At 70.8% G+C, this 21,562-nt stretch carries 19 protein-coding genes; 6 read left to right on the top strand and 13 right to left on the bottom strand.

The features are described from left to right. Positions 1-30 precede the first annotated feature (30 nt). Positions 31-2,472, top strand: a complete 2,442-nt coding sequence (locus tag ACWD10_RS21255; RefSeq protein ID WP_451093186.1) for an ATP-binding cassette domain-containing protein — start codon at positions 31-33, stop codon at positions 2,470-2,472. Here the strand turns inward: ACWD10_RS21255 and ACWD10_RS21250 are convergent. The 8 genes from ACWD10_RS21250 to ACWD10_RS21215 all read right to left on the bottom strand — a co-directional run bounded on the left by ACWD10_RS21250 (position 2,420) and on the right by ACWD10_RS21215 (position 10,720). Further along, positions 2,420-3,955, bottom strand: a complete 1,536-nt coding sequence (locus ACWD10_RS21250) for an acyl-CoA synthetase (RefSeq protein ID WP_451093184.1) — start codon at positions 3,953-3,955, stop codon at positions 2,420-2,422. The two genes, ACWD10_RS21255 and ACWD10_RS21250, sit on opposite strands and share 53 nt — an antisense overlap. A gap of 84 nt (positions 3,956-4,039) precedes the next feature. Then, positions 4,040-4,453 carry a hypothetical protein gene (locus ACWD10_RS21245; RefSeq protein ID WP_451093182.1) on the bottom strand — a complete coding sequence of 138 codons (414 nt, stop codon included), beginning with the start codon at positions 4,451-4,453 and terminating at the stop codon, positions 4,040-4,042. Next, on the bottom strand, positions 4,450-4,923 hold the full coding sequence (locus ACWD10_RS21240) for a protease inhibitor I42 family protein (RefSeq protein ID WP_451093180.1): 474 nt from the start codon (positions 4,921-4,923) through the stop codon (positions 4,450-4,452). The genes ACWD10_RS21245 and ACWD10_RS21240 overlap by 4 nt, the downstream gene beginning before the upstream one ends. A gap of 25 nt (positions 4,924-4,948) precedes the next feature. Then, positions 4,949-6,553 (bottom strand): peptidoglycan-binding protein, encoded by a 1,605-nt coding sequence (locus ACWD10_RS21235; RefSeq protein WP_451093178.1) that lies wholly within the window; start codon positions 6,551-6,553, stop codon positions 4,949-4,951. A gap of 98 nt (positions 6,554-6,651) precedes the next feature. Beyond that, complete coding sequence (locus ACWD10_RS21230; RefSeq protein WP_451093176.1) at positions 6,652-7,122, bottom strand: WXG100 family type VII secretion target; 471 nt, start codon at positions 7,120-7,122, stop codon at positions 6,652-6,654. Positions 7,123-7,256: 134 nt separating this feature from the next. After that, positions 7,257-8,006: a succinate dehydrogenase/fumarate reductase iron-sulfur subunit gene (locus tag ACWD10_RS21225; protein ID WP_451093174.1), complete on the bottom strand. Its 750-nt coding sequence runs from the start codon at positions 8,004-8,006 to the stop codon at positions 7,257-7,259. Further along, positions 8,006-9,964, bottom strand: a complete 1,959-nt coding sequence (locus tag ACWD10_RS21220) for a fumarate reductase/succinate dehydrogenase flavoprotein subunit (RefSeq protein WP_451093172.1) — start codon at positions 9,962-9,964, stop codon at positions 8,006-8,008. The genes ACWD10_RS21225 and ACWD10_RS21220 overlap by 1 nt, the downstream gene beginning before the upstream one ends. Beyond that, positions 9,965-10,720: a succinate dehydrogenase gene (locus tag ACWD10_RS21215; RefSeq protein WP_451093170.1), complete on the bottom strand. Its 756-nt coding sequence runs from the start codon at positions 10,718-10,720 to the stop codon at positions 9,965-9,967. A 93-nt stretch (positions 10,721-10,813) separates the two neighbouring features. Here ACWD10_RS21215 and ACWD10_RS21210 point away from each other — a divergent pair, with 93 nt between their 5' ends. Further along, complete coding sequence (locus tag ACWD10_RS21210; RefSeq protein WP_451093168.1) at positions 10,814-11,710, top strand: LysR family transcriptional regulator; 897 nt, start codon at positions 10,814-10,816, stop codon at positions 11,708-11,710. Between the two features lie 169 nt (positions 11,711-11,879). Here the strand turns inward: ACWD10_RS21210 and ACWD10_RS21205 are convergent, their stop codons facing one another. The 3 genes from ACWD10_RS21205 to ACWD10_RS21195 all read right to left on the bottom strand — a co-directional run bounded on the left by ACWD10_RS21205 (position 11,880) and on the right by ACWD10_RS21195 (position 16,156). Continuing rightward, entirely contained in the window at positions 11,880-14,036 is a 2,157-nt protein-coding gene (locus tag ACWD10_RS21205; RefSeq protein ID WP_451093166.1) for a putative bifunctional diguanylate cyclase/phosphodiesterase, read from the bottom strand. Then, on the bottom strand, positions 14,033-14,845 hold the full coding sequence (locus ACWD10_RS21200; RefSeq protein ID WP_451093164.1) for an SAM-dependent methyltransferase: 813 nt from the start codon (positions 14,843-14,845) through the stop codon (positions 14,033-14,035). The genes ACWD10_RS21205 and ACWD10_RS21200 overlap by 4 nt, the downstream gene beginning before the upstream one ends. Positions 14,846-15,133: 288 nt before the next feature. After that, a complete protein-coding gene (locus tag ACWD10_RS21195) occupies positions 15,134-16,156 on the bottom strand; it encodes an SCO0930 family lipoprotein (protein WP_451093162.1) in 1,023 nt (340 codons plus the stop codon). A 264-nt stretch (positions 16,157-16,420) separates the two neighbouring features. Between ACWD10_RS21195 and ACWD10_RS21190 the strand changes: the two genes are divergently transcribed. The 3 genes from ACWD10_RS21190 to ACWD10_RS21180 all read left to right on the top strand — a co-directional run bounded on the left by ACWD10_RS21190 (position 16,421) and on the right by ACWD10_RS21180 (position 18,771). Then, on the top strand, positions 16,421-16,654 hold the full coding sequence (locus ACWD10_RS21190) for a hypothetical protein (RefSeq protein WP_451093160.1): 234 nt from the start codon (positions 16,421-16,423) through the stop codon (positions 16,652-16,654). Next, a complete protein-coding gene (locus tag ACWD10_RS21185) occupies positions 16,651-17,997 on the top strand; it encodes an alpha/beta hydrolase (RefSeq protein WP_451093158.1) in 1,347 nt (448 codons plus the stop codon). The genes ACWD10_RS21190 and ACWD10_RS21185 overlap by 4 nt, the downstream gene beginning before the upstream one ends. Positions 17,998-18,237: 240 nt before the next feature. Further along, positions 18,238-18,771: a hypothetical protein gene (locus ACWD10_RS21180; protein ID WP_451093156.1), complete on the top strand. Its 534-nt coding sequence runs from the start codon at positions 18,238-18,240 to the stop codon at positions 18,769-18,771. 243 nt (positions 18,772-19,014) lie between these two features. Here ACWD10_RS21180 and ACWD10_RS21175 read toward each other — a convergent pair whose 3' ends face one another. Further along, entirely contained in the window at positions 19,015-19,497 is a 483-nt protein-coding gene (locus tag ACWD10_RS21175) for a hypothetical protein (protein ID WP_451093154.1), read from the bottom strand. Positions 19,498-19,843: 346 nt separating this feature from the next. Between ACWD10_RS21175 and ACWD10_RS21170 the strand changes: the two genes are divergently transcribed. After that, the gene (locus ACWD10_RS21170; protein WP_451093152.1) at positions 19,844-20,509 is read left to right on the top strand and encodes a class F sortase; all 666 of its coding nucleotides are present in this window, start codon (positions 19,844-19,846) and stop codon (positions 20,507-20,509) included. 115 nt (positions 20,510-20,624) lie between these two features. Here ACWD10_RS21170 and ACWD10_RS21165 read toward each other — a convergent pair whose 3' ends face one another. Next, positions 20,625-21,470 (bottom strand): polysaccharide deacetylase family protein, encoded by an 846-nt coding sequence (locus ACWD10_RS21165; protein WP_451093150.1) that lies wholly within the window; start codon positions 21,468-21,470, stop codon positions 20,625-20,627. Positions 21,471-21,562 lie beyond the last annotated feature (92 nt).

Raw genomic sequence — 21,562 nt, 5'->3', positions numbered from 1 at the left:
CTCCCCACCCCACCCCTCGCGGAGCGCCCCGTGCCGTCCAGCCCCCACGGTCCCCACGACCCCTACGTCCGCGTGCGTGGTGCCCGGGAGCACAATCTGCGCGGGGTCGATGTGGATATTCCGCGGGACGCGCTCGTCGCCTTCACCGGGGTGTCCGGGTCCGGGAAGTCCTCGCTCGCGTTCGGGACCGTGTACGCCGAGGCGCAGCGCCGCTACTTCGAGTCCGTCGCGCCGTATGCCCGTCGTCTGATCCACCAGGTGGGGGCACCGAAGGTGGGTGAGATCAGTGGGCTGCCGCCCGCGGTGTCCCTGGAGCAGCGACGCTCGGCGCCGACCTCGCGGTCGTCCGTCGGGACCGTGACGACGCTGTCGAACTCGCTGCGGATGCTGTTCTCGCGGGCCGGGGACTATCCGGAGGGCGCGGAGCGGCTCGAGTCGGACGCGTTCTCGCCGAATACGGCGGCCGGGGCGTGCCCGGAGTGTCACGGTCTCGGCCGGGTGCACCGTACGAGCGAAGAGTTGCTCGTGCCGGATCCGGCGCTGTCCATCCGGGAGGGCGCGATCGCCGCCTGGCCCGGCGCGTGGCAGGGCAAGAATCTGCGGGACGTGCTCGACGCGCTCGGTTACGACGTGGACCGGCCGTGGCGGGAGCTCGCGCCCGCGGACCGCGAGTGGATCCTGTTCACCGACGAGCAGCCGGTCGTGACGGTGCACCCGGTGCGGGAGGCGGGCCGGATCCACCGCCCGTACCAGGGGACGTACCTGAGCGCGCGGCGGTACGTCATGAAGACGTTCGCGGACTCGAAGAGCCAGACGTTGCGCGCGCGGGCCGAGCGGTTCCTGGAGAGTGCGCCGTGCGCGGTCTGCCGCGGCGGCAGGCTGCGGCCCGAGGCGATGGCCGTGACCTTCGAGGGACGCACGATCGCGGAGCTGGCGGCGCTGCCGCTGACGGAGCTGACCCGGATCCTGCGCGCTTCGGACGGCGACGAGACCGCGCGGGTGCCCGGGGGTGTCTCCCCGGTCTTTGCGGGCCCGCTGGTCGCCGACCTGTGTGCGCGCATCGAGGTCGTCACGGAGCTGGGACTCGGCTATCTGAGCCTGGACCGGTCCACGCCCAGTCTCTCCGCCGGTGAGCTCCAGCGGCTTCGCCTCGCGACCCAGCTGCGCTCGGGGCTCTTCGGGGTCGTGTACGTCCTCGACGAGCCGTCGGCCGGACTGCACCCGGCGGACACCGAGGCGCTGCTCACCGTCCTCAACCGCCTGAAGGCGGCGGGCAATTCGGTCTTCGTGGTGGAGCACCATCTCGATGTCGTACGCGAGGCGGACTGGGTCGTCGACGTCGGTCCGCACGCGGGCGAGCACGGCGGGCAGGTGCTGCACAGCGGCCCGGTGGCGGAGCTCGCCGGGGTGGACGCGTCGGCGACCCGCCGTTTCCTCTTCGACACCGGTCCCGCTCCGGTACGGGAGCCGCGTCCGGGCCGTGGCTCACTCAAGGTCGGCCCGGTCACCCGTCACAATCTGCGCGGCGTCACGGCGGAGCTGCCGCTCGGCGCGCTCACCGCGATCACGGGCGTGTCCGGCTCCGGGAAGTCGACGCTGATCGGCGAGGTGACCGCCGAACTGCCGGGCGTGGGGCGGCTTGTGTCGGTCGACCAGCGGCCGATCGGCCGTACGCCGCGCTCCAATCTGGCCACGTACACCGGTCTGTTCGACGTCGTACGGAAGGTCTTCGCGGAGACGGACGCGGCGCGCGAGCGGGGCTTCGGCGTGGGGCGGTTCTCCTTCAACGTGAAGGGCGGGCGGTGCGAGACCTGTCAGGGTGAGGGGTTCGTGTCGGTGGAGCTGCTCTTCCTGCCCAGTACGTATGCGCCGTGCCCGGACTGCGCGGGCGCCCGCTACAACCCCGAGACTCTCCAAGTGGCGTACCGGGGACGGAACATCGCGGAGGTCCTCGATCTGACGGTGGAGTCGGCAGCGGAGTTCTTCGCCGATGTGCCGGGTGCCGCCCGCTCCCTCACGGCGCTGCTCGACGTCGGCCTCGGCTATCTGCGGCTCGGGCAGCCCGCCACCGAGCTGTCGGGCGGCGAGGCGCAGCGCATCAAGCTGGCGAGCGAGCTTCAGCGGACCCGGCGCGGTCACACCCTGTACCTCCTCGACGAGCCGACGACGGGTCTGCACCCGGCCGATGTCGAGGTCCTGATGCGGCAGTTGCACGGACTCGTCGACGTGGGCAACTCGGTGGTGGTCGTCGAGCACGACATGACGGTGGTCGCGGCCGCGGACTGGGTGGTCGACCTGGGCCCGGGCGGCGGCGACGCGGGCGGCCGCCTCGTGGCAGCGGGCACCCCGGCGGAGGTGGCACGGGCGGAGGGGAGCAGGACGGCGCCGTATCTGGCCAGGGTCCTCGACCGCACCGCCTCTAGCGCCGCGCGTACGCCTCCCGCAGCAGCCGCTTCGCCAGCTTCCCCGTAGGCGTCCGCGGAAGCTCCTCCGCGAAATCCACGTTCCGCGGCACCTTGTAGTGCGCGATCCGAGACCGTACGAACTCCAGGAGCTCCGAGGCGAGTTCGAGCCCCGCCACACACCCCGCCTCCGGCTGCACCGCGGCCTGCACCGACTCCCCCATCTCCGGATCCGGCACCCCGAACACCGCCACGTCGGCGACCTTCGGGTGCAGGACCAGACAGTCCTCGATCTCCTGCGGGTAGATGTTGACGCCCCCGGAGATGATCGTGAACGCCCGGCGGTCGGTGAGGAAGAGATACCCGTCCTCGTCGATGTGCCCGATGTCGCCGGTGGTGGTCCAGGTGGGGTGCTCGGGGTGCTGGGCCTCGACGGTGCGGGCGCCGTCGTTGTGGTAGCGGAACGGGAGTTCGTCGCGCTCGAAGTAGACCGTCCCGGTCTCGCCGGGCGGCAGCACCTTGCCGTCCTCGCCGCAGATCCGTACGTCCCCCAGGAGGCCGCCGCGCCCGACCGAGCCGGGTTTACGCAGCCACTCCTCAGGGCCGATGAAGGTGATGCCGTTGCCCTCGGTCGCGGCGTAGTACTCGTACAGGACGGGGCCCCACCAGTCCATCATCCGGTGCTTGACCTCGCGGGGGCAGGGCGCGGCGGCGTGGATGGCGACCTTCAGGGACGACACGTCGTAGCGTCCGCGCACCTCGTCGGGGAGCTTCAGCATGCGGACGAACATGGTGGGAACCCACTGGCTGTGGGTGACCCGGTGGCGTTCGATCGCCGCGAGCGCGCCCTCCGCGTCGAAGGCGTCAAGGAGCACGACCGTGCCGCCGGTCGCGGTGATCACGGCACAGAAGCGGAGCGGAGCCGCGTGGTAGAGCGGGGCGGGGCTGAGGTACACGGTGTCCGTGTCGAAGCCGTACATGGTCTGGAACAGCTGGACGTACATGCTGGGTTCGGTACGCACATCGCCCTCGGGCAACGCGGGTTCGATGCCCTTGGGTCGGCCGGTGGTGCCGGAGGAGTACAGCATGTCGGCGCCGCGCGGCTGGTGGGCGGGCGGCTCGGGCGAGGCGGCTGCGAGGGCGGCCGCGAAGGAGGTGCCGCCGACGCCGCCCTCGTCGTCGAAGCCGAGTCGTGGCAGGGGCGGCCCACCCGCCAGCCGCAGGGCGTCGACGGCGAGTTCGCTCAGGTCAGTGGAGTGGACGAGCAGCTTGGCGCCGCAGTCCCGCACGATGTACGCGACCTCGTCGGCGGTCAGGTGGTGGTTGACGGCGGTGAGGTAGAGCCCGGAACGCAGGGCGGCCCAGTAGACGACGAGTACGCGCGGGTCATTGCCACTGAGCAGGGCGAGGTGGTCACCGGTGCGCAGCCCGGCGCCGCGCAGATGGCCGGCGAGGCGCAGCGAGTCCGCTTCGAGCTGCCCGTAGGTGAGGGTGCGGCGGCCGTCGGCGGTGACGACGGCCGCCGTGTCGGGGTCGTACGCTCCCGGATACATGGGCCGACGGTATGGATGGCCCGTACAGCCGGTCAAGGCGTACGACGTTACGTTTTTGACGTGGCGTCAGAAGACCCGCGAGGGTCAGCGGGCCGCCCGCTCACGGCTCACGCGGCGCAGCCCGATCAGCTCGGCGACGGACTCCAGCCAGCGGGCCACGACCTCGTCCCCCTCGACGGGCCGGGCCACCGGCGCGGCGGACTCCAGCCAGCCGCGCACCAGGTCCGTGGCCTCCTGGCCCGGCAGCAGCTCGGGCAGCCGCGCCGTGTACCCGACGCCGCCGCCTCGGACGACCTTCGCGAGGAACGCCACGGAGCGCGGCACCACCCCGAGCCGGTCGAGCACGACCGCGGCGCCGACCGCCCCGTCCCCGAACAGGGCGGTGCGGTGCGGGCCTTGGGCGACCAGGCCGTAGCGGAGGAGCATGGCGATGTCCGCTTGAGCGGACTCGTCGTCGGTCTTCTGGGGCTTTTCCATGGTGACCTCTGGGTTGGTCATCGGACGGTGACCGTGTAGATGAAGTATTCGGGTTCGTTGCCGGGGGTGCCGGTGGCGGTGGGCACGGGCCCTGCGCCGGAGCCCGTGGGATGGGGGTCCGGGTTGTCCTCGGTGGTGGCGCAGCGCCCGTGGATGCAGTGGATCAGCTTGATCTTGGTAGTGCCCGGCTTGACGGCCTTGAAGTCGATGAACTGCGTGCCGTCGGCGCCACCGTCGAGGTCACTGCCCTCCACCTCCTCGCGCTCTCCCACCCGCTTCACGACCGTCGAGTCAGGGTGCGGCCGGACCAGGGACCAGCTCTGCCCCAGTCCGGGGCTCGCCGGGAGAGAGAGGGTGAACTCATCACCCGCGTCCACCTCGATGGACCGCTCGGTCGGCTCGTACGTCGCGGGGCCGAAGAGCCCGCAGCCCGTGAGGGTCACGGCCGCGAGGGGCAGGGCGGCCAGAGCGGTGACAAGTCGCTTGCGCATGGCTGGTCTCGGGCTTCCGTTCATGTCAGTCGGCGGGCATGTGGACGCCGTAAGCGTCGGGCAGGTCGTTGTCGGATGCCTTGGCCATACCGCCGTTGACGAAGTCGTCCTCGCTGATCCAGGTGGTGTGGCCCCAGGGGTTGTAGACCTGCAGCATGTCGCCCTCCTGGCCGACGATCATCATCGAGTGGCCGGAGCGGTTGCCGTTCTCGTCCGTGCCCTCGACGCCGATCGGTACGGGCTTGCCCTCCGCGACGGACTTCTGGATGTCGGGCAGGGCGTCCCGGCGGTCGTCCGCGCTGCGGATCTCCTGGAACTCGTACTCGCTGCCGGTGTGCGGGCTGATCTCCTTGTTGGCGATCTCGGTTTTGCCGTCGTTGCCCATGCCGTCGGGCGTGGAGCCGAAGGGGAAGTCGTACGCGTTGTCGCCGTCGCCCTCCTCGTGCATCCGCAGCTGTTCCTCGCGCAGGCGCTCGCGGAAGGCGTCGGGGTCGTCCTCCTGCCCGGAGGGGCCGCCGGTGAGTTCCAGGGCGTAGAGCGGGTCGACGGTGGCGCGGCCGGTGACGACGGTCGACGGCACGCAGGTGTTGCCCTCCTGCGACCAGTTCTCGCCCTTGAACCCCTGGTCGTCGGAGTTGTGGTTGTGGCCGTCCGAGGCGACGCCCTCGTTGTTCATGCTGTCCCCCGCCGTAGTGATCGGCGTCAGATGCCGCTGCAGCCACTCCGGGTCCTTGCCGTGGATCTTGTCCCGGAACTCGGAGACCTTGTCGACGTCGTGGCCCGCGGCCAGGGCCTTCACCAGGTAGGCGCGCTCCTGCGGGGTCTTCGCCTCGGCGAGCATCTTCTCGAAGCGGGCCTCGTCGCGGGCGTTGAGGCGTTCCATGGCCTTGCCGGAGCGCTCCAGGTCGTTCGCGGTGAGCAGCTCGTTCATCTCCATGGGGCCGCTCGGCCCGGCGATGTCGGCGAGGACGAGGCGGTCGGCGGCGGAGATGTTGTCGGTCTTCATCTGGCCCGCGCGGGCCTCGGCGGCGAGCTTGTTGAGGTCGCGGGCGGCCGCGCGGGCTGCGTCGTCGACGTTCTCGGCGGCGGTGTGGCACTCCTTGGCCCCGGCGGCCGCGATCTTGCGGGCGCGGAGCCGCTCGGCCTCCTCCGCGTCCTTCTCGACCATGTCGTCGAACCAGCCGTCTTCCCCGCCGAGCATGCCGAGGGCCTCGCGGAGCTGTTCGCGGCCGCCCTTGTCCTTGGCCTTCGCGGCGGTCACGGCGTCGGCGAGCTTGAACAGCGCGCTCGCCGCGCCGCCGAACGCCTGCTCCATCTGCTCGGCGGCGCGGGAGGCCGCGTACACGACCTCGGACGCCTTGGCGCCGGTGCTGCCCACCCAGGCGTTCGGCAGGCCCTCGCCCGCGACCTGGGCGATGCGCCGCTCCACGTCCGCCGCGTCGTCGACCTGCCTGCGGTAGCGCTTGGCGATGCTGTCGATGGTGCTGGGGTCGCCGACCGGCGCCGAGACGCCGAGGGCTTTGTTGATGGCCTCGATCAGGTCGTTCTTGCTCTCCGCCGAGGAAATGGACTTGTGGTGGGCGGCGAGCTGCTCGCGACGGTCCGTGGTGGATTCGCCTGCGTCGGGCATGACGGTACGGCCTCCGGCTGATGCTGAAGTCGGGACGGGTGGCGCACGGTCAACTGACGTGCCGCGCACCGGAGTCAGAAAGGTGCTGCGCGGGAGCGTCAGTCGAAGTCCGACAGCGAAGGGTGGCGCTCGCCCGGCGTGGGCCGGGTGCCGTACCTGGGATCGGGTGTGTCACCGGCAGGCGTGGGCCGGGTGCTGTAGCCGGGGTGCGGGGTGGCGCCGATGGGGGCGGGCATGGTGGTGAAGCCGCCGCCGTCGGCCGCGTTCAGGGCGCGGACGGTGCGCGCGTCGGCGCCGTGGTAAGAGGCCTTGGACGTACGGACCTTGTCGGCCAGCTCGTGCAGCGCGGCCTCCAGGACCTTGGCCTCGTCCTGCCAGTTGTCGGCGAAGTTGTTGTAGGCGGGGCCCGAGTCCGAGCCGCCGAGCACGTCCGGCAGGTAGCAAAGGGTGTCCTTGACGGCCTTCGCTATGTCGCCGACGTCGTCGCCCGCCTTGTCGAGCTTCTTCGCCTCGCTGTCCATGCCTTCGTTCTGGACGCGATAGCCGCCGCTCTGGCCGGGTACCGTCATGTTCCTGCCCCCCGAGTGATCGTTCTCAGCGGGCATTCAAACAGGGGCGGTGACATGCAGACAACTTCCGTCACCGCCCCCGCACACGTTTGTCGCACGGCACGGACACCCGTACCGGGACTGCCGCCAGGGTTCTAGCCCCGAGAGACCTTCCGAGTGGCCCGCAGCCACTCCTTGTTCATCGCCGCGATGGACGGCAGCGGAATGCCCTTCGGGCAAGCCGTGGCGCATTCGCCGGTGAGGGTGCAGCCGCCGAAGCCCTCGGCGTCCATCTGGCCGACCATGTCCAGGACGCGGGTCCCGCGCTCCGGGGCGCCCTGGGGCAGGACGTTCAGGTGGTTGACCTTGGCCGAAGTGAACAGCATCGCCGAGCCGTTGGGGCAGGCGGCGACGCAGGCGCCGCAGCCGATGCACTCGGCGTGTTCGAAGGCGGAGTCGGCGTCCGGCTTCGGTACCGGGGTGGCGTGGGCCTCGGGGGCGGAGCCGGTCGGGGCCGAGATGTAGCCGCCGGCCTGGATGATGCGGTCGAAGGCGGAGCGGTCCACCACCAGGTCCTTGACCACCGGGAAGGCCGCGGCCCGCCACGGCTCGATGTCGATCGTGTCGCCGTCCTGGAACGCGCGCATGTGGAGCTGGCAGGTGGTGGTGCGCTCAGGGCCGTGGGCGTCGCCGTTGATCACCAACGAGCAGGCGCCGCAGATGCCTTCGCGGCAGTCGTGGTCGAAGGCGACGGGGTCCTCGCCCTTGAGGATCAGCTCCTCGTTCAATGTGTCCAGCATCTCCAGGAAGGACATGTCGGACGAGATGCCGTCCACTTCGTACGTGGACATGGTGCCTTCGGCGTCCGCGTTCTTCTGGCGCCAGACGCGCAGGGTGAGCTTCATCAGGCGTAGCTCCGCTGTGTGGGGTGGACGTACTCGAAGACCAGGTCTTCCTTGTGCAGGGTCGGGGCCTCGCCCGTACCCGTGAACTCCCAGGCCGCCGCGTACGAGAAGTCGTCGTCGCGGCGCTCGGCCTCGCCGTCCGGGGTCTGGGACTCCTCGCGGAAGTGGCCGCCGCAGGACTCGCCGCGGTGCAGCGCGTCGAGGCACATGAGCTCGGCGAGCTCCAGGTAGTCGACGACGCGGTTGGCCTTCTCCAGGGACTGGTTGAACTCCTCGCCGGTTCCGGGGACCTTGATGCGGCGCCAGAACTCGTCACGTATCTCCGGGATCCGGTCGAGCGCCTTGCGCAGGCCCTCCTCGGTGCGGGCCATGCCGCAGAACTCCCACATGAGCTCGCCGAGTTCGCGGTGGAAGGAGTCCGGGGTGCGATCGCCGTCGACGGACAGGAGCAGGTTGAGGCGGTCCTCGGTCTCCGCCAACACCTCCTGGACCACCGGGTGTTCGGCGCTCACCTCGTCCTTGTGCGGGTTGCGGGCCAAGTAGTCGTTGATCGTGGACGGCAGGACGAAGTAGCCGTCTGCCAGGCCCTGCATCAGCGCCGACGCGCCCAGGCGGTTCGCGCCGTGGTCCGAGAAGTTGGCCTCGCCGACCGCGAACAGGCCGGGGATCGTGGTCTGAAGGTCGTAGTCGACCCACAGGCCGCCCATCGTGTAGTGCACGGCCGGGTAGATCCGCATCGGGACCGTGTACGGGTCCTCGTCGGTGATCCGCGCGTACATGTCGAAGAGGTTGCCGTACTTGGCCTCGACGGCCGCCCGCCCCATCCGCTTGATGGCGTCGGCGAAGTCCAGGTAGACGCCCTGTCCGCCGGGGCCCACTCCCCTGCCCTCGTCGCAGACGTTCTTCGCGGCGCGCGAGGCGATGTCGCGTGGGACGAGGTTGCCGAAGGACGGGTAGATGCGCTCCAGGTAGTAGTCGCGCTCGTCCTCGGGGATCTTGTTCGGCGGACGGTCGTCACCCTTGGCCTTCGGCACCCAGATCCGGCCGTCGTTGCGCAGCGACTCGCTCATCAAGGTGAGCTTGGACTGGTGGTCGCCGGTGCGCGGAATGCAGGTCGGGTGGATCTGCGTGAAGCAGGGGTTGGCGAAGTAGGCGCCGCGCCGGTGGGCCCGCCACACGGCGGTGGCGTTGGAGTTCATGGCGTTCGTCGAGAGGTAGAAGACGTTGCCGTATCCGCCGCTCGCGAGCACCACGGCGTCCGCGAAGTATGTGTCGATCCTGCCGGTGATCAGGTCGCGGGCGACGATGCCGCGGGCCCGGCCGTCGACGACGATCACGTCGAGCATTTCGGTACGCGGGTGCATCTCGACGTTGCCCGCGGCGATCTGCCGGGACAGCGCCTGGTAGGCGCCGAGCAGGAGTTGCTGGCCCGTCTGGCCGCGGGCGTAGAACGTACGCGAGACCTGGACACCGCCGAACGACCGGGTGTCGAGCAGGCCGCCGTACTCGCGGGCGAAGGGCACGCCCTGCGCCACGCACTGGTCGATGATCTCGACGGAGATCTGCGCGAGGCGGTGGACGTTGGACTCGCGGGCGCGGAAGTCGCCGCCCTTCACGGTGTCGTAGAAGAGGCGGTGGATGGAGTCGCCGTCGTTGCGGTAGTTCTTCGCGGCGTTGATGCCGCCCTGCGCGGCGATGGAGTGGGCGCGGCGCGGCGAGTCCTGGTAGCAGAACTGCACGACGTGGTAGCCCTGTTCGGCGAGCGTGGCCCCGGCGGAGCCGCCCGCGAGGCCCGTGCCCACCACGATGACGGTGTGCTTGCGGCGGTTGGCCGGGTTGACCAGCTTCGCCTCGAAGCGGCGGGTGTCCCAGCGCTCGGCTATCGGCCCGGCGGGTGCCTTGGTGTCGCGGATCGGCTCGCCGATGCCGTACGAAACGTAGGAGTCAGAGGTAGTCATTCAGCTCACCACTCCGGTCATGACGGCGACGGGGACGGAGATGAAGCCCACGGTCAGGACCAGGGCGAGGACGTTGGCGAGGAGCTTCAGGGCGCGGTCGCGGGCGGCGCTGCCGACGCCGAGGGTCTGGGCGGCGCTCCAGAAGCCGTGCCGGACGTGCAGGCCGACGGCGAGCATCGCGACGATGTAGATGACGTTGCTGTACCAGGTCGAGAAGGTCGCGACGACGTTCTGGTACGCCTCGCCGTGCACCCCGTGCGGGTTGACGGTCAGCGTCGTCAGGTCGAGCAGGTGCCAGACGATGAAGAGGGCGAGGATGATGCCGCCCCAGCGCATCGTGCGGGTCGCGTAGCTCGCGCGCGGCCGCTTGTGCGCGTACTTCTGCGGGCGTGCCTTGATGTCGCGGCGGCTGAGCTGGTACGCGGACACGGCGTGTGCGACGACCGCGGCGACCAGGACGATACGGACCAGCCAGAGCGTCCACTCGTAGTGCATGAAGGGCTCGCCGACGGTGCGCAGCCAGTGCGCGTAGCCGTTGAACTCGTCGGAGCCGAAGAAGATCTTGAGGTTGCCCAGCATGTGGACGACCAGATAGAGGAGCATGATCAAGCCGCTCACGGCCATGACCGTCTTCTTGCCGACGGTCGAGTCCCAGAGCGTACTCCCGCCCGTCGCCCGACCACCGCCCCTCACGGAGCGCTGTCGCGCGCTGCTGTCTTTCGACGGCCGTCGGTCCGTCCTCGTTGCCAGAGCCATGCAAAGGACGCTAGGGCCCAAGGACCCGAGAGGTCCAAGACATGGTCCAGCTCATTTCCATAGCTGATGCCTATTGAGGCGTACGCTGGCCCCATGCAGTTCCAGCAGCTCCAGTACTTCGTGGCGGTGGCCGAGACCCGGCACTTCACCCGCGCCGCCGAGCGCGTGCATGTCGCCCAGCCCTCGCTCTCGCAGCAGATCCGGGCCCTGGAACGGGAGTTGGGCACCGACCTGTTCAGCCGGGCGCGCGGCAACATCGCGCTGACCGACGCGGGCGAAACCCTGCTCCCGCTGGCCCGGCGGATCCTCGCGGACGCGGACACGGCGCGGCAGGAGGTGGCGGAGGTGGGCCGTCTGGAGCGCGGCCGGGTCCGCCTGGGTGCGACGCCGAGCCTGTGCACGGGCCTGCTCCCGGACGTCCTGCGCACCTTCCACGACCGCTACCCCGGCATCCGGCTCATGATCGAGGAGGGCGGCTCGCACGACCTGGTCCGCGAACTGGCCCGTGGCGCCCTGGACCTGGCCCTGGTGGTGCTGCCGCTGCCCAGCCCCTCGCCCGCCCTGACGACGGTGGAGCTGCTCCGCGAGGACCTGGTGGTGGTGTCGTCGACCGACGCCCCGGCTCCGGGCGGCGGGACATCCTCAGGGACCTCGGTGGCCGTCGCCGAGCTGCAGCGCGAGCGCCTTGTGATGTTCCGGCACGGGTACGACCTGCGCGAGCTGACGGTCGCGGCATGCCGGGCGGCCGGGTTCGAGCCGGACTTCGCGGTGGAAGGCGGCGAGATGGACGCGGTGCTCGGGTTCGTGCGGGCGGGGCTCGGGGTCGCGGTGGTGCCACGCATGGTGGCGACGCGCGCGGGGCGGGATCTACGGGTCACGCCGCTTGCCCCTCCGGGGTTGCACCGGACGATCGGGCTTGCCCACCGGAGCGATGTGGCTCCGCCTCGGGCCGCGAGGGAACTGCACAGCATGCTGCTGGCCGTCGGCTGAGCAGAGGCGAGCCGCGTCGCGCTGAGGTTGTCCGCTGCGGTGCCCGGAACCGGGGCGCTGTGCCCACCCTTCCCCAAGCTCTCAACTTCGTTCGAGCAGGGGAGACCCCACTCGCCCTGCGGCACGACTGCCCACAGCGGGGCGGATACGGAGCGCCTGCCCGGGCGAGTCAGCCTGTCGCGTCCACCAGTGCCAGCGCATGCAACCGGTCCGGCGGCCCAGGCCGCGCGTAGTACCAACCCTGAGCCGTATCGCAGCCCAAGTCCCGGAGTTGCTCCGCCTGCGCGCCGGTCTCCACGCCCTCGACCGTGACCGACAGGTCGAGGCTGTGGGCCAGGGACACCACACCCTCGACTATCTTCAGGTCCACGGGATCCACCGGGTACCGCTGCATGCCCTGCGTGAAGGATCGGTCCAGCTTCAGGACGCCGACGGGCAGTCGGCGCAGGTTGGCCAGGTTCGAGTAACCCGTGCCGAAGTCGTCCAGGGCGATGTCGACGCCCATCTCGGAGAGTCGGCGCAGCGGCTTCAGCAGGTCGTCGTCCGCGCCGATCAGGGCCGACTCCGTGACCTCGAGGCAGAGCGCGCCCGGTTCCAGGCCCGCCCGCTCCAGGATCTCGACCGTGTCCGAGACCAGGCCCGGGTGGTGCAGCTGCACCGGGGACAGATTGACGTTGATGCGCAGCGGCCCCGCGTCCGCGTGCTTCTGCTGCCAGTCGCGGGCCTGGCGTACCGCCTCCTCCAGGACCCAGCGGCCGAGCGGCACGATCAGACCGGTGTGCTCGGCGAGCGGTATGAAGCGGTCCGGGCCGAGGACGCCGTGCTGCGGATGGGTCCAGCGCACCAGCGCCTCGGCACCGCTCACCGACCCGTCGGCCAGGTGCACGAGCGGCTGGTACTCGATGAAGAACTCGCCCCGCGCGAGCGCCGCGGGCAGCGCCGTGGTCAGGCCGTGCCGGGTGATCGTACGGGCGTCGACCTCGGGGTCCGCGAGCTCGAAGCGGTTGCCGCCCGCCGACTTGGCCCGGTACATCGTGATGTCGGCGCTGCGCAGTACCTCGGCCGGGCTGCGCTCGCCCGCCGGGCCCTCGACGATGCCGATGGAGCCGCGCACGGTCAGCTCGCGGCCCTCGATCCGTACCGGGATGGCCAGCATGGACAGGATCCGCCCGGCGAGCTCGTCGACCTCCCGCTCGGTGTCGGTGCCGGTGGTGAGCGCCACGAACTCGTCGCCGCCGAGCCGCGCCACCATCTCGCCGGGCGCGGTCGCGCAGGACTGGAGCCGGTCGGCGACCTCGACGAGCAGCCGGTCGCCCGCCGCGTGGCCGAGGCTGTCGTTGATCGCCTTGAAGCCGTCGAGGTCGAGGTAGCACAGGCCGAACCGCTTGCCCTCGCCCGCGGCAAGGGCCTTCTCCAGGCGCTCGAAGAACAGCGTCCGGTTGGGCAGTCCGGTGAGCGCGTCGTGCGTGGCCTCGTAGCGCAGCCGCAGGTTGAGCAGGCGGCGCTCGGTGGTGTCCTCCATCAGGCACAGCTGGTACTGCGGGCGGCCCTCGGCGTCGCGGAGCAGCGAGACCGTGAGGTTGGTCCACAGGACGGTGCCGTCGTGGCGGTAGTACGGCTTCTCCACCCGGTAGTGGTCGCGTTCGCCGCGCACCAGCTCGTCGTAGAGCCGCCACACCTGCGGGGCGTCGTCCGGGTGGGTCCAGTCGCTCACCTTGCGGCCGCGTACCTGCGTCTCGAGGCCGCCGCCGAACATCCGCAGGAGCGCGCCGTTGACCTGGAGCACATTGCCGTCGAGGTCCGCGATGCCGATGCCGACCGCGGCGTCCTCGAAGACCGCACGGAACCGGGCCTCGCTGGCGTGCAGCGCCTCGGCCACCGCCTCGCGGGCGTCGAGCGCGGCCCGCGAGATGGCCTCCTGCTCGGCGAGCGTGCGGTCCCGCAGCGCCTGCGCGAACCCGGCGGCGACCGCGTGCTGAAGCCGGGAGCTGCGGGTCCTGAGCTCCTCGCGGCCGCGCGGGTCGTCCGCGTCGCCGCAGTAGAGCACCAGGTAGGCGTCGATCACGTCGAGAGTGCGGCTGAGCGCCTCGGGGTCGGTGCAGTGGGTGCCGATCAGGGCGGCGCCCACCGTCTGTCCGGCCGCGGCGTCGAAGGTGCGCTCGGCGAGCGCGTCGGCGAGGCGGCGGGCGAGCGGCACGAGTTGCTGCTCGAACTCGGGCCGGGTCAGGGACGTCGCCGTCACCGGGAAGACCGCACGGCTCCAGATGGTGGCGAATCTCCGCACTCTGCTGTCGCGGTCGTCGGGCGCCGCGCTGTGTCCGGTCACGCCTTGCGCCCCACACCCGCATACCCGGAGAAGGCGTACGGGTCCTCCTGCTCCGGCGGCGTTTCGGGCCGCCAGTGCGGCATCTGCACAAGACCGGGCTCGACCATCTCGTACCCCTCGAAGAACCGCGCGACCTGTTCGCGCGAGCGCATGACCAGTGGACTGCGAATGTCCCGGTAGACCCCGACCGCTCCCTCGGCGCGCTCCTCCGGCAGCGGTATGCCGTCGTACGAGGCGTGCGTGAGGACGAGCAGACTTCCGGGCGCGAGGCCGGAGGTCAGCTCGGCCACGGCCTTGTACGGGTCGTCGGCGTCCTCGACGAAGTGCAGGATCGCCACGAGCAGCAGCGCCACCGGCCGGTCCAGGTCGAGCAGGCCCGCCACATCGGGGCTGCCCAACACCTCCTGCGGCCTGCGCAAATCGGCCGCCGCCACGGCGGTGTCGGGGTTGCCGTCGAGCACGGCGCGGCTGTGCGCGACGGCTACCGGATCGTGATCGACGTATGCCACCTTCGCACCCGGAAGCGCGCCTTGGGCCACCTCGTGCACATTTCCGAAGGTCGGGATTCCGGAGCCGATGTCGAGGAACTGGGTGATACCCCGCTCGACGGCGTAGCGCACGGCCCGGCGCATGAAGGCACGATTCGCCTGCATCACCTTGGGGAGTCCGGGCATGAACTCCATGGCCTTGCGGGCCGCCTCGCGGTCCGACTCGAAGTTGTGCGAACCGCCCAGGTAGAAGTCGTAAATACGGGACACGCTCGGCTTCGTGATGTCGATGCCCGGCGGTGCCCAGGCGGGTCGCTCCATCGTGTCTCCAAGGCGTAGGCGAGCCGGTGTTCGAGCCGAGGCTACTGATCGCTCGCCAACGGGTCGAGCAGAACCGGAAATTGCTCGTCCGTTCTCGGTCACTGCCCTTGGCAAGTGCACCTGCAGCTGCACGTGCAGCTGGCCCGATTGCAGTTGCACATCAGCAAGCCGACCCCTCCTCCGTGGGGGTGGAGGAGGGGTCGGCCGCACCGGAACGGCGGCTCGCCGTGTCCGGTTCTCTGCGGTGGGGAGGCATCCGCGGTCGTGTGCCGCGGCGGCGACCGCAGGCTACGGTTTGGTCTCGATCAGCTTCCCTTGCGGCGAAACGGCATACCAAGTGCCGCCCACGCCCTGGCCGTTGGTGTCACCGGGCTTCTTGTCACCGGCGAAGGTGTAGAGCGGCCAGCAGTCGATGGTCTGCTGCTTGATCCCGTCGGGCCGGTCGAAGGTGACGAACCCCTTCTTCAGGATGCCCTGGGTGTCGTTCTTCTCCACGGGCTCCACGACGGGCCACTGCTCCAGGCACTTTCCGGTGCAGGCGGACTTCATGGGCCAGGCGGAGTCCTTCTTGAAGCGGTAGACGGTCATGCCGTTCTTGTCGATCACGACCTGGCCGAGTTCGGGGTCCTTACGGGTGGACAGGCCCGGCAGCGCTTCATCTCCGTCGGCCGACTCGCCCGCCTCCCCGCCCCCGTAGCCCGCCGCGCCGCCGCCCTCGTCGGCCTTCGCCGGGGCGGCCTTCTTGCCGTCGGGCGCCGCGGCGTACCAAGTGCCGCTCACCCCCTGCCCCTTGGCGTCGCCGGGCTTCTTGTCCTCGGCGTACCGGTACATCGGCCAGCCTCCGACGGTCAGTTGCTTGGTGCCGTCGTCCCGCGTGACCGAGGAGAGCAGGGACTTGTCGACGCCGGGCGGCGGCTTCGCCCCGTCGGCGGCGACCACGGGCCATGCCTTTGCGCAGTCACCGGCGCAGGTGGCGGTCGGCGGGTCCGCGGAGTCCTCGTCGAAGCGGTAGAGCGTGAAGCCCTCGCCGTCCGTGACGACCTTGCCGAGCTCCTTGCTGTTCCACACGGCGAGCTGCCCCGCGGCCTTGGCCTCGTCGCCGTCCCCGCCTTGCCCGGTCTCGTATCCCCCCTTGTCCTCCGCGCCGCCCGAGCCGTAACCGTCTCCGCCGTAACCGCCTTCGGCCGGGGCCGCGTTGCCCACCGACTGCCCGTCCGCGGTGCCCGTGCCCTGCTCCTGACCGCACGCCGTCGTCAGTGCCAGAAGGGCCACGGCCGTCACCGCGAGCGGGGCGCTGTGCCAGGTCTTCATGGTCAACTCCCGTTGTTCCAGAGGCTGTTGCGATGCAGTGAGGCATCGCGTTCGGCCCTGGGTACGGACCCGGGAGCGGGCCGTGTTCAATCTCCGCTCATGATTCTTTCGACGGCCGCACGCCGGAATGGCTTGATCTGACCTCTTCAAGTGGGAGCCAATCCCCCCGAATGGCGGCAAGTCATCGCATGGTGCCTCTAGGGCCTCTTATCCCCGAGTTGTCCCCGAGCTGCGGGTCCCGGCGGACTGCCGCACTCTGAAGCCATGACCTGGCACGCGCCCATCGTCGTCCATCCTCTCGGTGCGGGGGCGGGGCGGCGGGTGACCGTGCGCGGGCGCTCGCTCGGCACCGCGTACGGCGACCGCGAGCTCGTGGAGTTCCTGCGCCGGGCGGGCCTCGACGACGCCGACATGGCCCTGGACGACCCGCACCTCGTGGAGTGGCGCGGCAGCCCCCCGCACGTCTGGCGGTCCGACAGGCCCTCAGCCCCCGGGTGACCGCACGCGACGAAGGGGACGACGTGGAACTGGTGCCGATCGCCACCGGGCCGCTGGACTGGTCGCTCATCAGCGGCCCGCTGCCGCTGACCCTCAAGGTGCTCGGCTCCGCCTCGCTCGCCGCCCTGGTGATCTCCGGCAGGCGGCGCTGGTGGACCCTTCTCCTTCCGGCGGGCCTGGTGGCCGCGGCCCTCCTGACCCTGCTGGTGAAGATCTGGGTCAACGACTGGTGGAAGCCGTTCCCGGACGAGCTGCCCTTCGAGGTCCTGGTGTGGACCGGCGTGCTGCTCCTCGGCCTGATCCTCGCCGCCCTGCGGATGCCGTCCCTGCGCGGGCGCGGCCGCGCGGGTGCGGTGCTCGCCGCGCTCCTGGTCGCCGTGTTCGCCGCGAACCAGGTCAATATCTACTACGACAACTTCCCCACCGTGCGCACCCTGCTCGGCCCGCAGAACACCGTGAGCCTCAAGGAGGCCACCGGCCCCAAGGAGGGCCTGCTCAAGATCCCCGAGGGCAAGACGCTCGCCGACGTCTGGCGGCCGCCCGCCCATCTGCCCGCCCAGGGCACCGTCTCGCAGACCCCGATCCCGGGCACGAAGTCGGGCTTCGATGCGCAACCGGCGTACGTCTATCTCCCGCCCGCCTATCACGCCGACCCCCGCCCGCCGCTGCCCGTGCTCGTCCTGATGGCGGGCCAGCCGGGCGCCCCGGAGAACTGGATCACCTCGGGCCAGCTGCCGGACATGATGGACGCGTTCGCCGCGCGGCATCAGGGCCTGGCCCCGGTCGTGGTCGTCGCCGACCAGCTGGGCTCCCCGTTCAAGGACCCGCTGTGCATGGACTCGCGGCTCGGCAACGTGCGGACGTATCTCTCCGAGGACGTGCCGAACTGGATCCGGTCCCATCTCCAGACCGCCCAGGACCGTCGGCAGTGGACCATCGCGGGCCTGTCGAACGGCGGCACCTGCGCCCTGCAGATGGCCGTCAACGCCCCGGAGGTGTACGGCAACTTCATCGACATCTCCGGCGAGCTCCAGCCGACCAGCGGCAGCCTGGAGAACACCGTGCAGAAGGCGTTCGGCGGCGACATGGCCGCGTACAAGAAGGTCAATCCGGTCGATGTGATGGCACGGCAGCGGTTCCCGGACACGGCGGGCGTCTTCGTCGCGGGCCTGGACGATCCGCCGTACCGGCCGCAGGCCCACCAGATCTACGCCGCCGCCAAGCGGGCCGGAATGCACGTGACCCTGATGGAACTCCCCGGCAACCACAGCTGGCAGGTCTGGCGCCCGGCCATGGAGCAGAACATCCCGTGGCTGGCGCGGCAGACAGGGCTCACACGCTGACGGCGGGTCGGCGGCTCGGCGGCTCGGCGGCTCGGCGAAGGATCCGTGGCTGGCTGTCCGGTCCGGGACGCAAACCCGTTGAGGGCGCGTTCGCCCGGGCGGCGGACACCGGTGCCCCATTCGCCCGACAGGGATCGCGGCCGATAGGAGGCATCCCTAGCGTTCCGAACATCGAGGTGCATGACCGGCGTAGTCGGAAGAAGGTCCGCGCCTGCTCCTCGGGGACCCGGAGTACCAGCCATGCGCGCGATATCCCTGACTTCCCTCACCCTCGCCTCGGCCGGCGCCCTCGCGCTCGCGTGCGCGCCGACGGCCGCGCACACCGCGGTCAGCGGCGACGAGCACAACATCACGTCGTTCGGCTTCAGCGTCAGCCCGACGACCGTCGCGCCGGGCGGTCAGGTCACGCTCAAGGTCGACGGCTGCGAGCACAACGCGACCGCCTCCTCCGGGGTGTTCGACACCGTGACCATCCCCAAGGGCCAGAGCTCCGCCACGGCCCATGTGGACCCGGACGCCAAACCGGGAGCGAGGTACACGGTCACCTTCGAGTGCAAGGGCGAGAAGGGCACGACCGATCTCACCATCGCGAGCGGCGGCGGGCACACGGGCGGGCACACCGGCGGCGTCCACAAGGGCGTCAAGGCCGGTATCGGCGGCAGTTCCGGCGACCTCGACCTCGGAGAGATCGCCCTGGGCGCCGCCCTGATCGCCGGGGCACTCGGCTCGGCGGTCCATTGGGCCAGGCGCCGGCCCACCGAGGACGGCAGCTGACCGGACCGGGTCAACGGCCATGCGGTGCAGAGCACTTCACCCCGGGATCCACACCGATCCCGGGGCGCCGTGCTGCCCGGCCGCCGGGCCGAGCCTCGGTCGTACGAGGCCGGCCACGCAGCCACCGGGCGGGGCCGCGCGGTCACCGGTCCGCGCAGCCACCGGGCAGCGCCACGGACGTGCCGGGGCGGGCGGCCTCCGGCAGGCCCGGGCGCGGCCCGGAGTCAGGTTCCGTCCAGCGCGTCAGGCCCTGGACTCGTTCCGGCGGCGCAGCCAGAACACGCCGCCGCCGACCACCGCGGCGGCCACCAGGGTGCCGCCGATGGCCATGTCCGTGGCCGTGGCGCCGGTGTTGGAGCTGCCGCCGAGACCGCCCATGGTGCCGCCGTGGATGACCGTGAGGGCGTTGGGCTTGGTGACGGAGTGACCGGCGCACGTCGCGGTCACCTCGTGGGAACCGATGGTGGCGTTGTTGTTGATCCTCACCCTGGCGGTCGCCGTGTGGCCGCGCGGGACCAACCGGGCCTGGTGGAATGCGGACGAGGAGACGTGGCCGCCCCCTTTGCATTCGGAGGCGTTGACGGTGACGGTGACGGTCTGCCCCCGGCGCGCCGTGCTGGGCGAGACGGAGATGGTGCTCGCGTCCCAGGCGATCGCCGCGGGTGCCGCGAGCCCGATGAACGCACCTGCGGCAGCTGTGACTGCCAGGGCACGAGTAGTACGCATGAGGACCTCCGCGGGAGAGCGCCCCCGGGGCACGTCCCCGGGCAGGATCGGCGAGTGCGCCTCCCAGACAGACACTCAGGTGCCTTCCGGAGAGCCGCATTTCGGGGCTGGTCCGTCCTGGTGAGCCGACACGCCGAGCGCATCGCGTGCGCGGCCACGTACCCGCAGGTCACGGACCGTCAGAAAATAATGCGAGGTGAGCGACTCGGATGGCGCACCGGCCGCTCTCCCGCCACCCATTCGCCGTTCCGCTGTCGCAGGCCGCCCGCCGCCCACTTACCGTTCTGCCATGCGTAACGGGATGCGCCGTCATGCCGCGTCGAGAGGGGCCGAGAGGGGATTCTGCATGCCTTCGTCCGAATCCGCCGTAGAGGCGGAGCCGCAGAAGAGGCGCGCCCCTTGGGGAGTGATAGCGCTTGTCCTCCTGACCGGCCTCGCCTTGATACGGAATGGCTCCGGCGAATTCGCCGTGGGGCCGCCGCAGCCCGCTTCGGCGGCGTCCGCCCATACCCGGATCTCCGCCCCGCCCGCCAAGCCGGACGAAGCGGCCCCGCTGCCGTTCTCCCTCGCCGAGCAGATCCGCATCCCGGCGATCCGCGTGGACGCGCCCATCCAGGCCGTGGGTCTGGACCCGGAGGGCTGGGTGGAGGCGCCGCCCGCCGAGAACTCGAACCTGGCCGGCTGGTTCACCGGCGCGGTCGCGCCCGGCGAGAAGGGCACCTCCGTCATCGTCGGCCACGTGGACAACATGGCGGGGCCCGCGGTGTTCTACGGGCTGGGCGCGCTCAAGAAGGGAAACCACGTCGAGGTCAAGCGCCAGGACGGCCGCACGGCGGTTTTCGAGGTCTACGGCATCGAGGTGTTCGACAAGAACAACATCCCCGCCGACAAGGTCTATGGGGACACCGGCCACGCGGAGTTGCGGGTCATCACCTGCGGCGGCGGGTTCTCCAAGCAGAACGGCTACGACGGGAATGTGGTGGCGTTCGCCCGCATGATCGAGACCCGCTAGGCGATCAAGACCCGCTGGGCGATCAAGACCCGCTAGGCGATCAAGACCCTCCGCGATAAGGGCAAGAACACTGGGGACGGGCCGAGTTGTCGGCCCGTCCCCAGTGCTTTCGCCCTTACATCTCGTAGCGGTTCGGCACCCCGATCGCGTAGCCCTCGTCGAGGAGCCGGGGCAGATAGGTGTTCAGGGCCGCCACGCTCTGCGAGCGGTCGCCGCCCGCGTCGTGCGAGAGCACCACCACGCCCGGTCCCGCGCCGCCAAGGACCCGGCGCACGATGGTGCCGGTGCCGGGCTCGCGCCAGTCGAGGGTGTCCACGGTCCAGGCGAGCGGCTCCATGCCGAGCTCGGCGCCGATCTCGAACACCCCCCGGTCCCAGGCCCCGTAGGGCGCGCGGAACCACAGCGGCGGCCGCCCGACGAGGTGCGCGACGATCTCACTGGTCCGCTCGATCTCCTGCCGCACCCGTTCCCGCGAGAGCCGGGGCAGCTCCGGATGGGCCCAGGTGTGGTTGCCGATGGTGTGGCCCTCGTCGACCGTCGCGCGCAGCAGATCGGGGCTCGCCTCGACCATCTCGCCGCAGACGAAGAACATCGCGCGCACGTCGTGCTTGCGCAGGGTCCGCAGGATGCCGGGCGTATAACGCGGGTCGGGTCCGTCGTCGAAGGTGAGCACCATCTGCCGGGAGTGGTCCGGGGAGCGCAGAATCGGCTTGCTGCGTACGGCGGTTCGCATCGGCGCGGCCCGTTGCGGACCGTATCCGGTCATCGGTCGCAGCCGGTAGGCGGAGTGTCTGTGGGGGCGGGCCGCCGGGGCGCCGCGGGCACCGGCCGCCGCAGGCGAGGTGGAAGAGGGTGCCCGTGCCCGGTCCGTGCCCACGCAACCGGCCATGGTGGCGACGGCGAGGAGCGCGGCGCCGCGCAGCAGGACACGGCGCTCCAGGAGGAGTTCGTCGTTTTTCATGACTAATGCCTCGCACGGCCGGTACCGTGCGGGCGTCATCAACACGGGCGTCCCCGCGAAAGCACCTGATGAGACCGGCTCGGGATGCGCTC

It is taken from the genome of Streptomyces sp. NPDC002851 (assembly GCF_053591935.1).
This window is presented reverse-complemented; position numbering and strand designations above follow the sequence as displayed.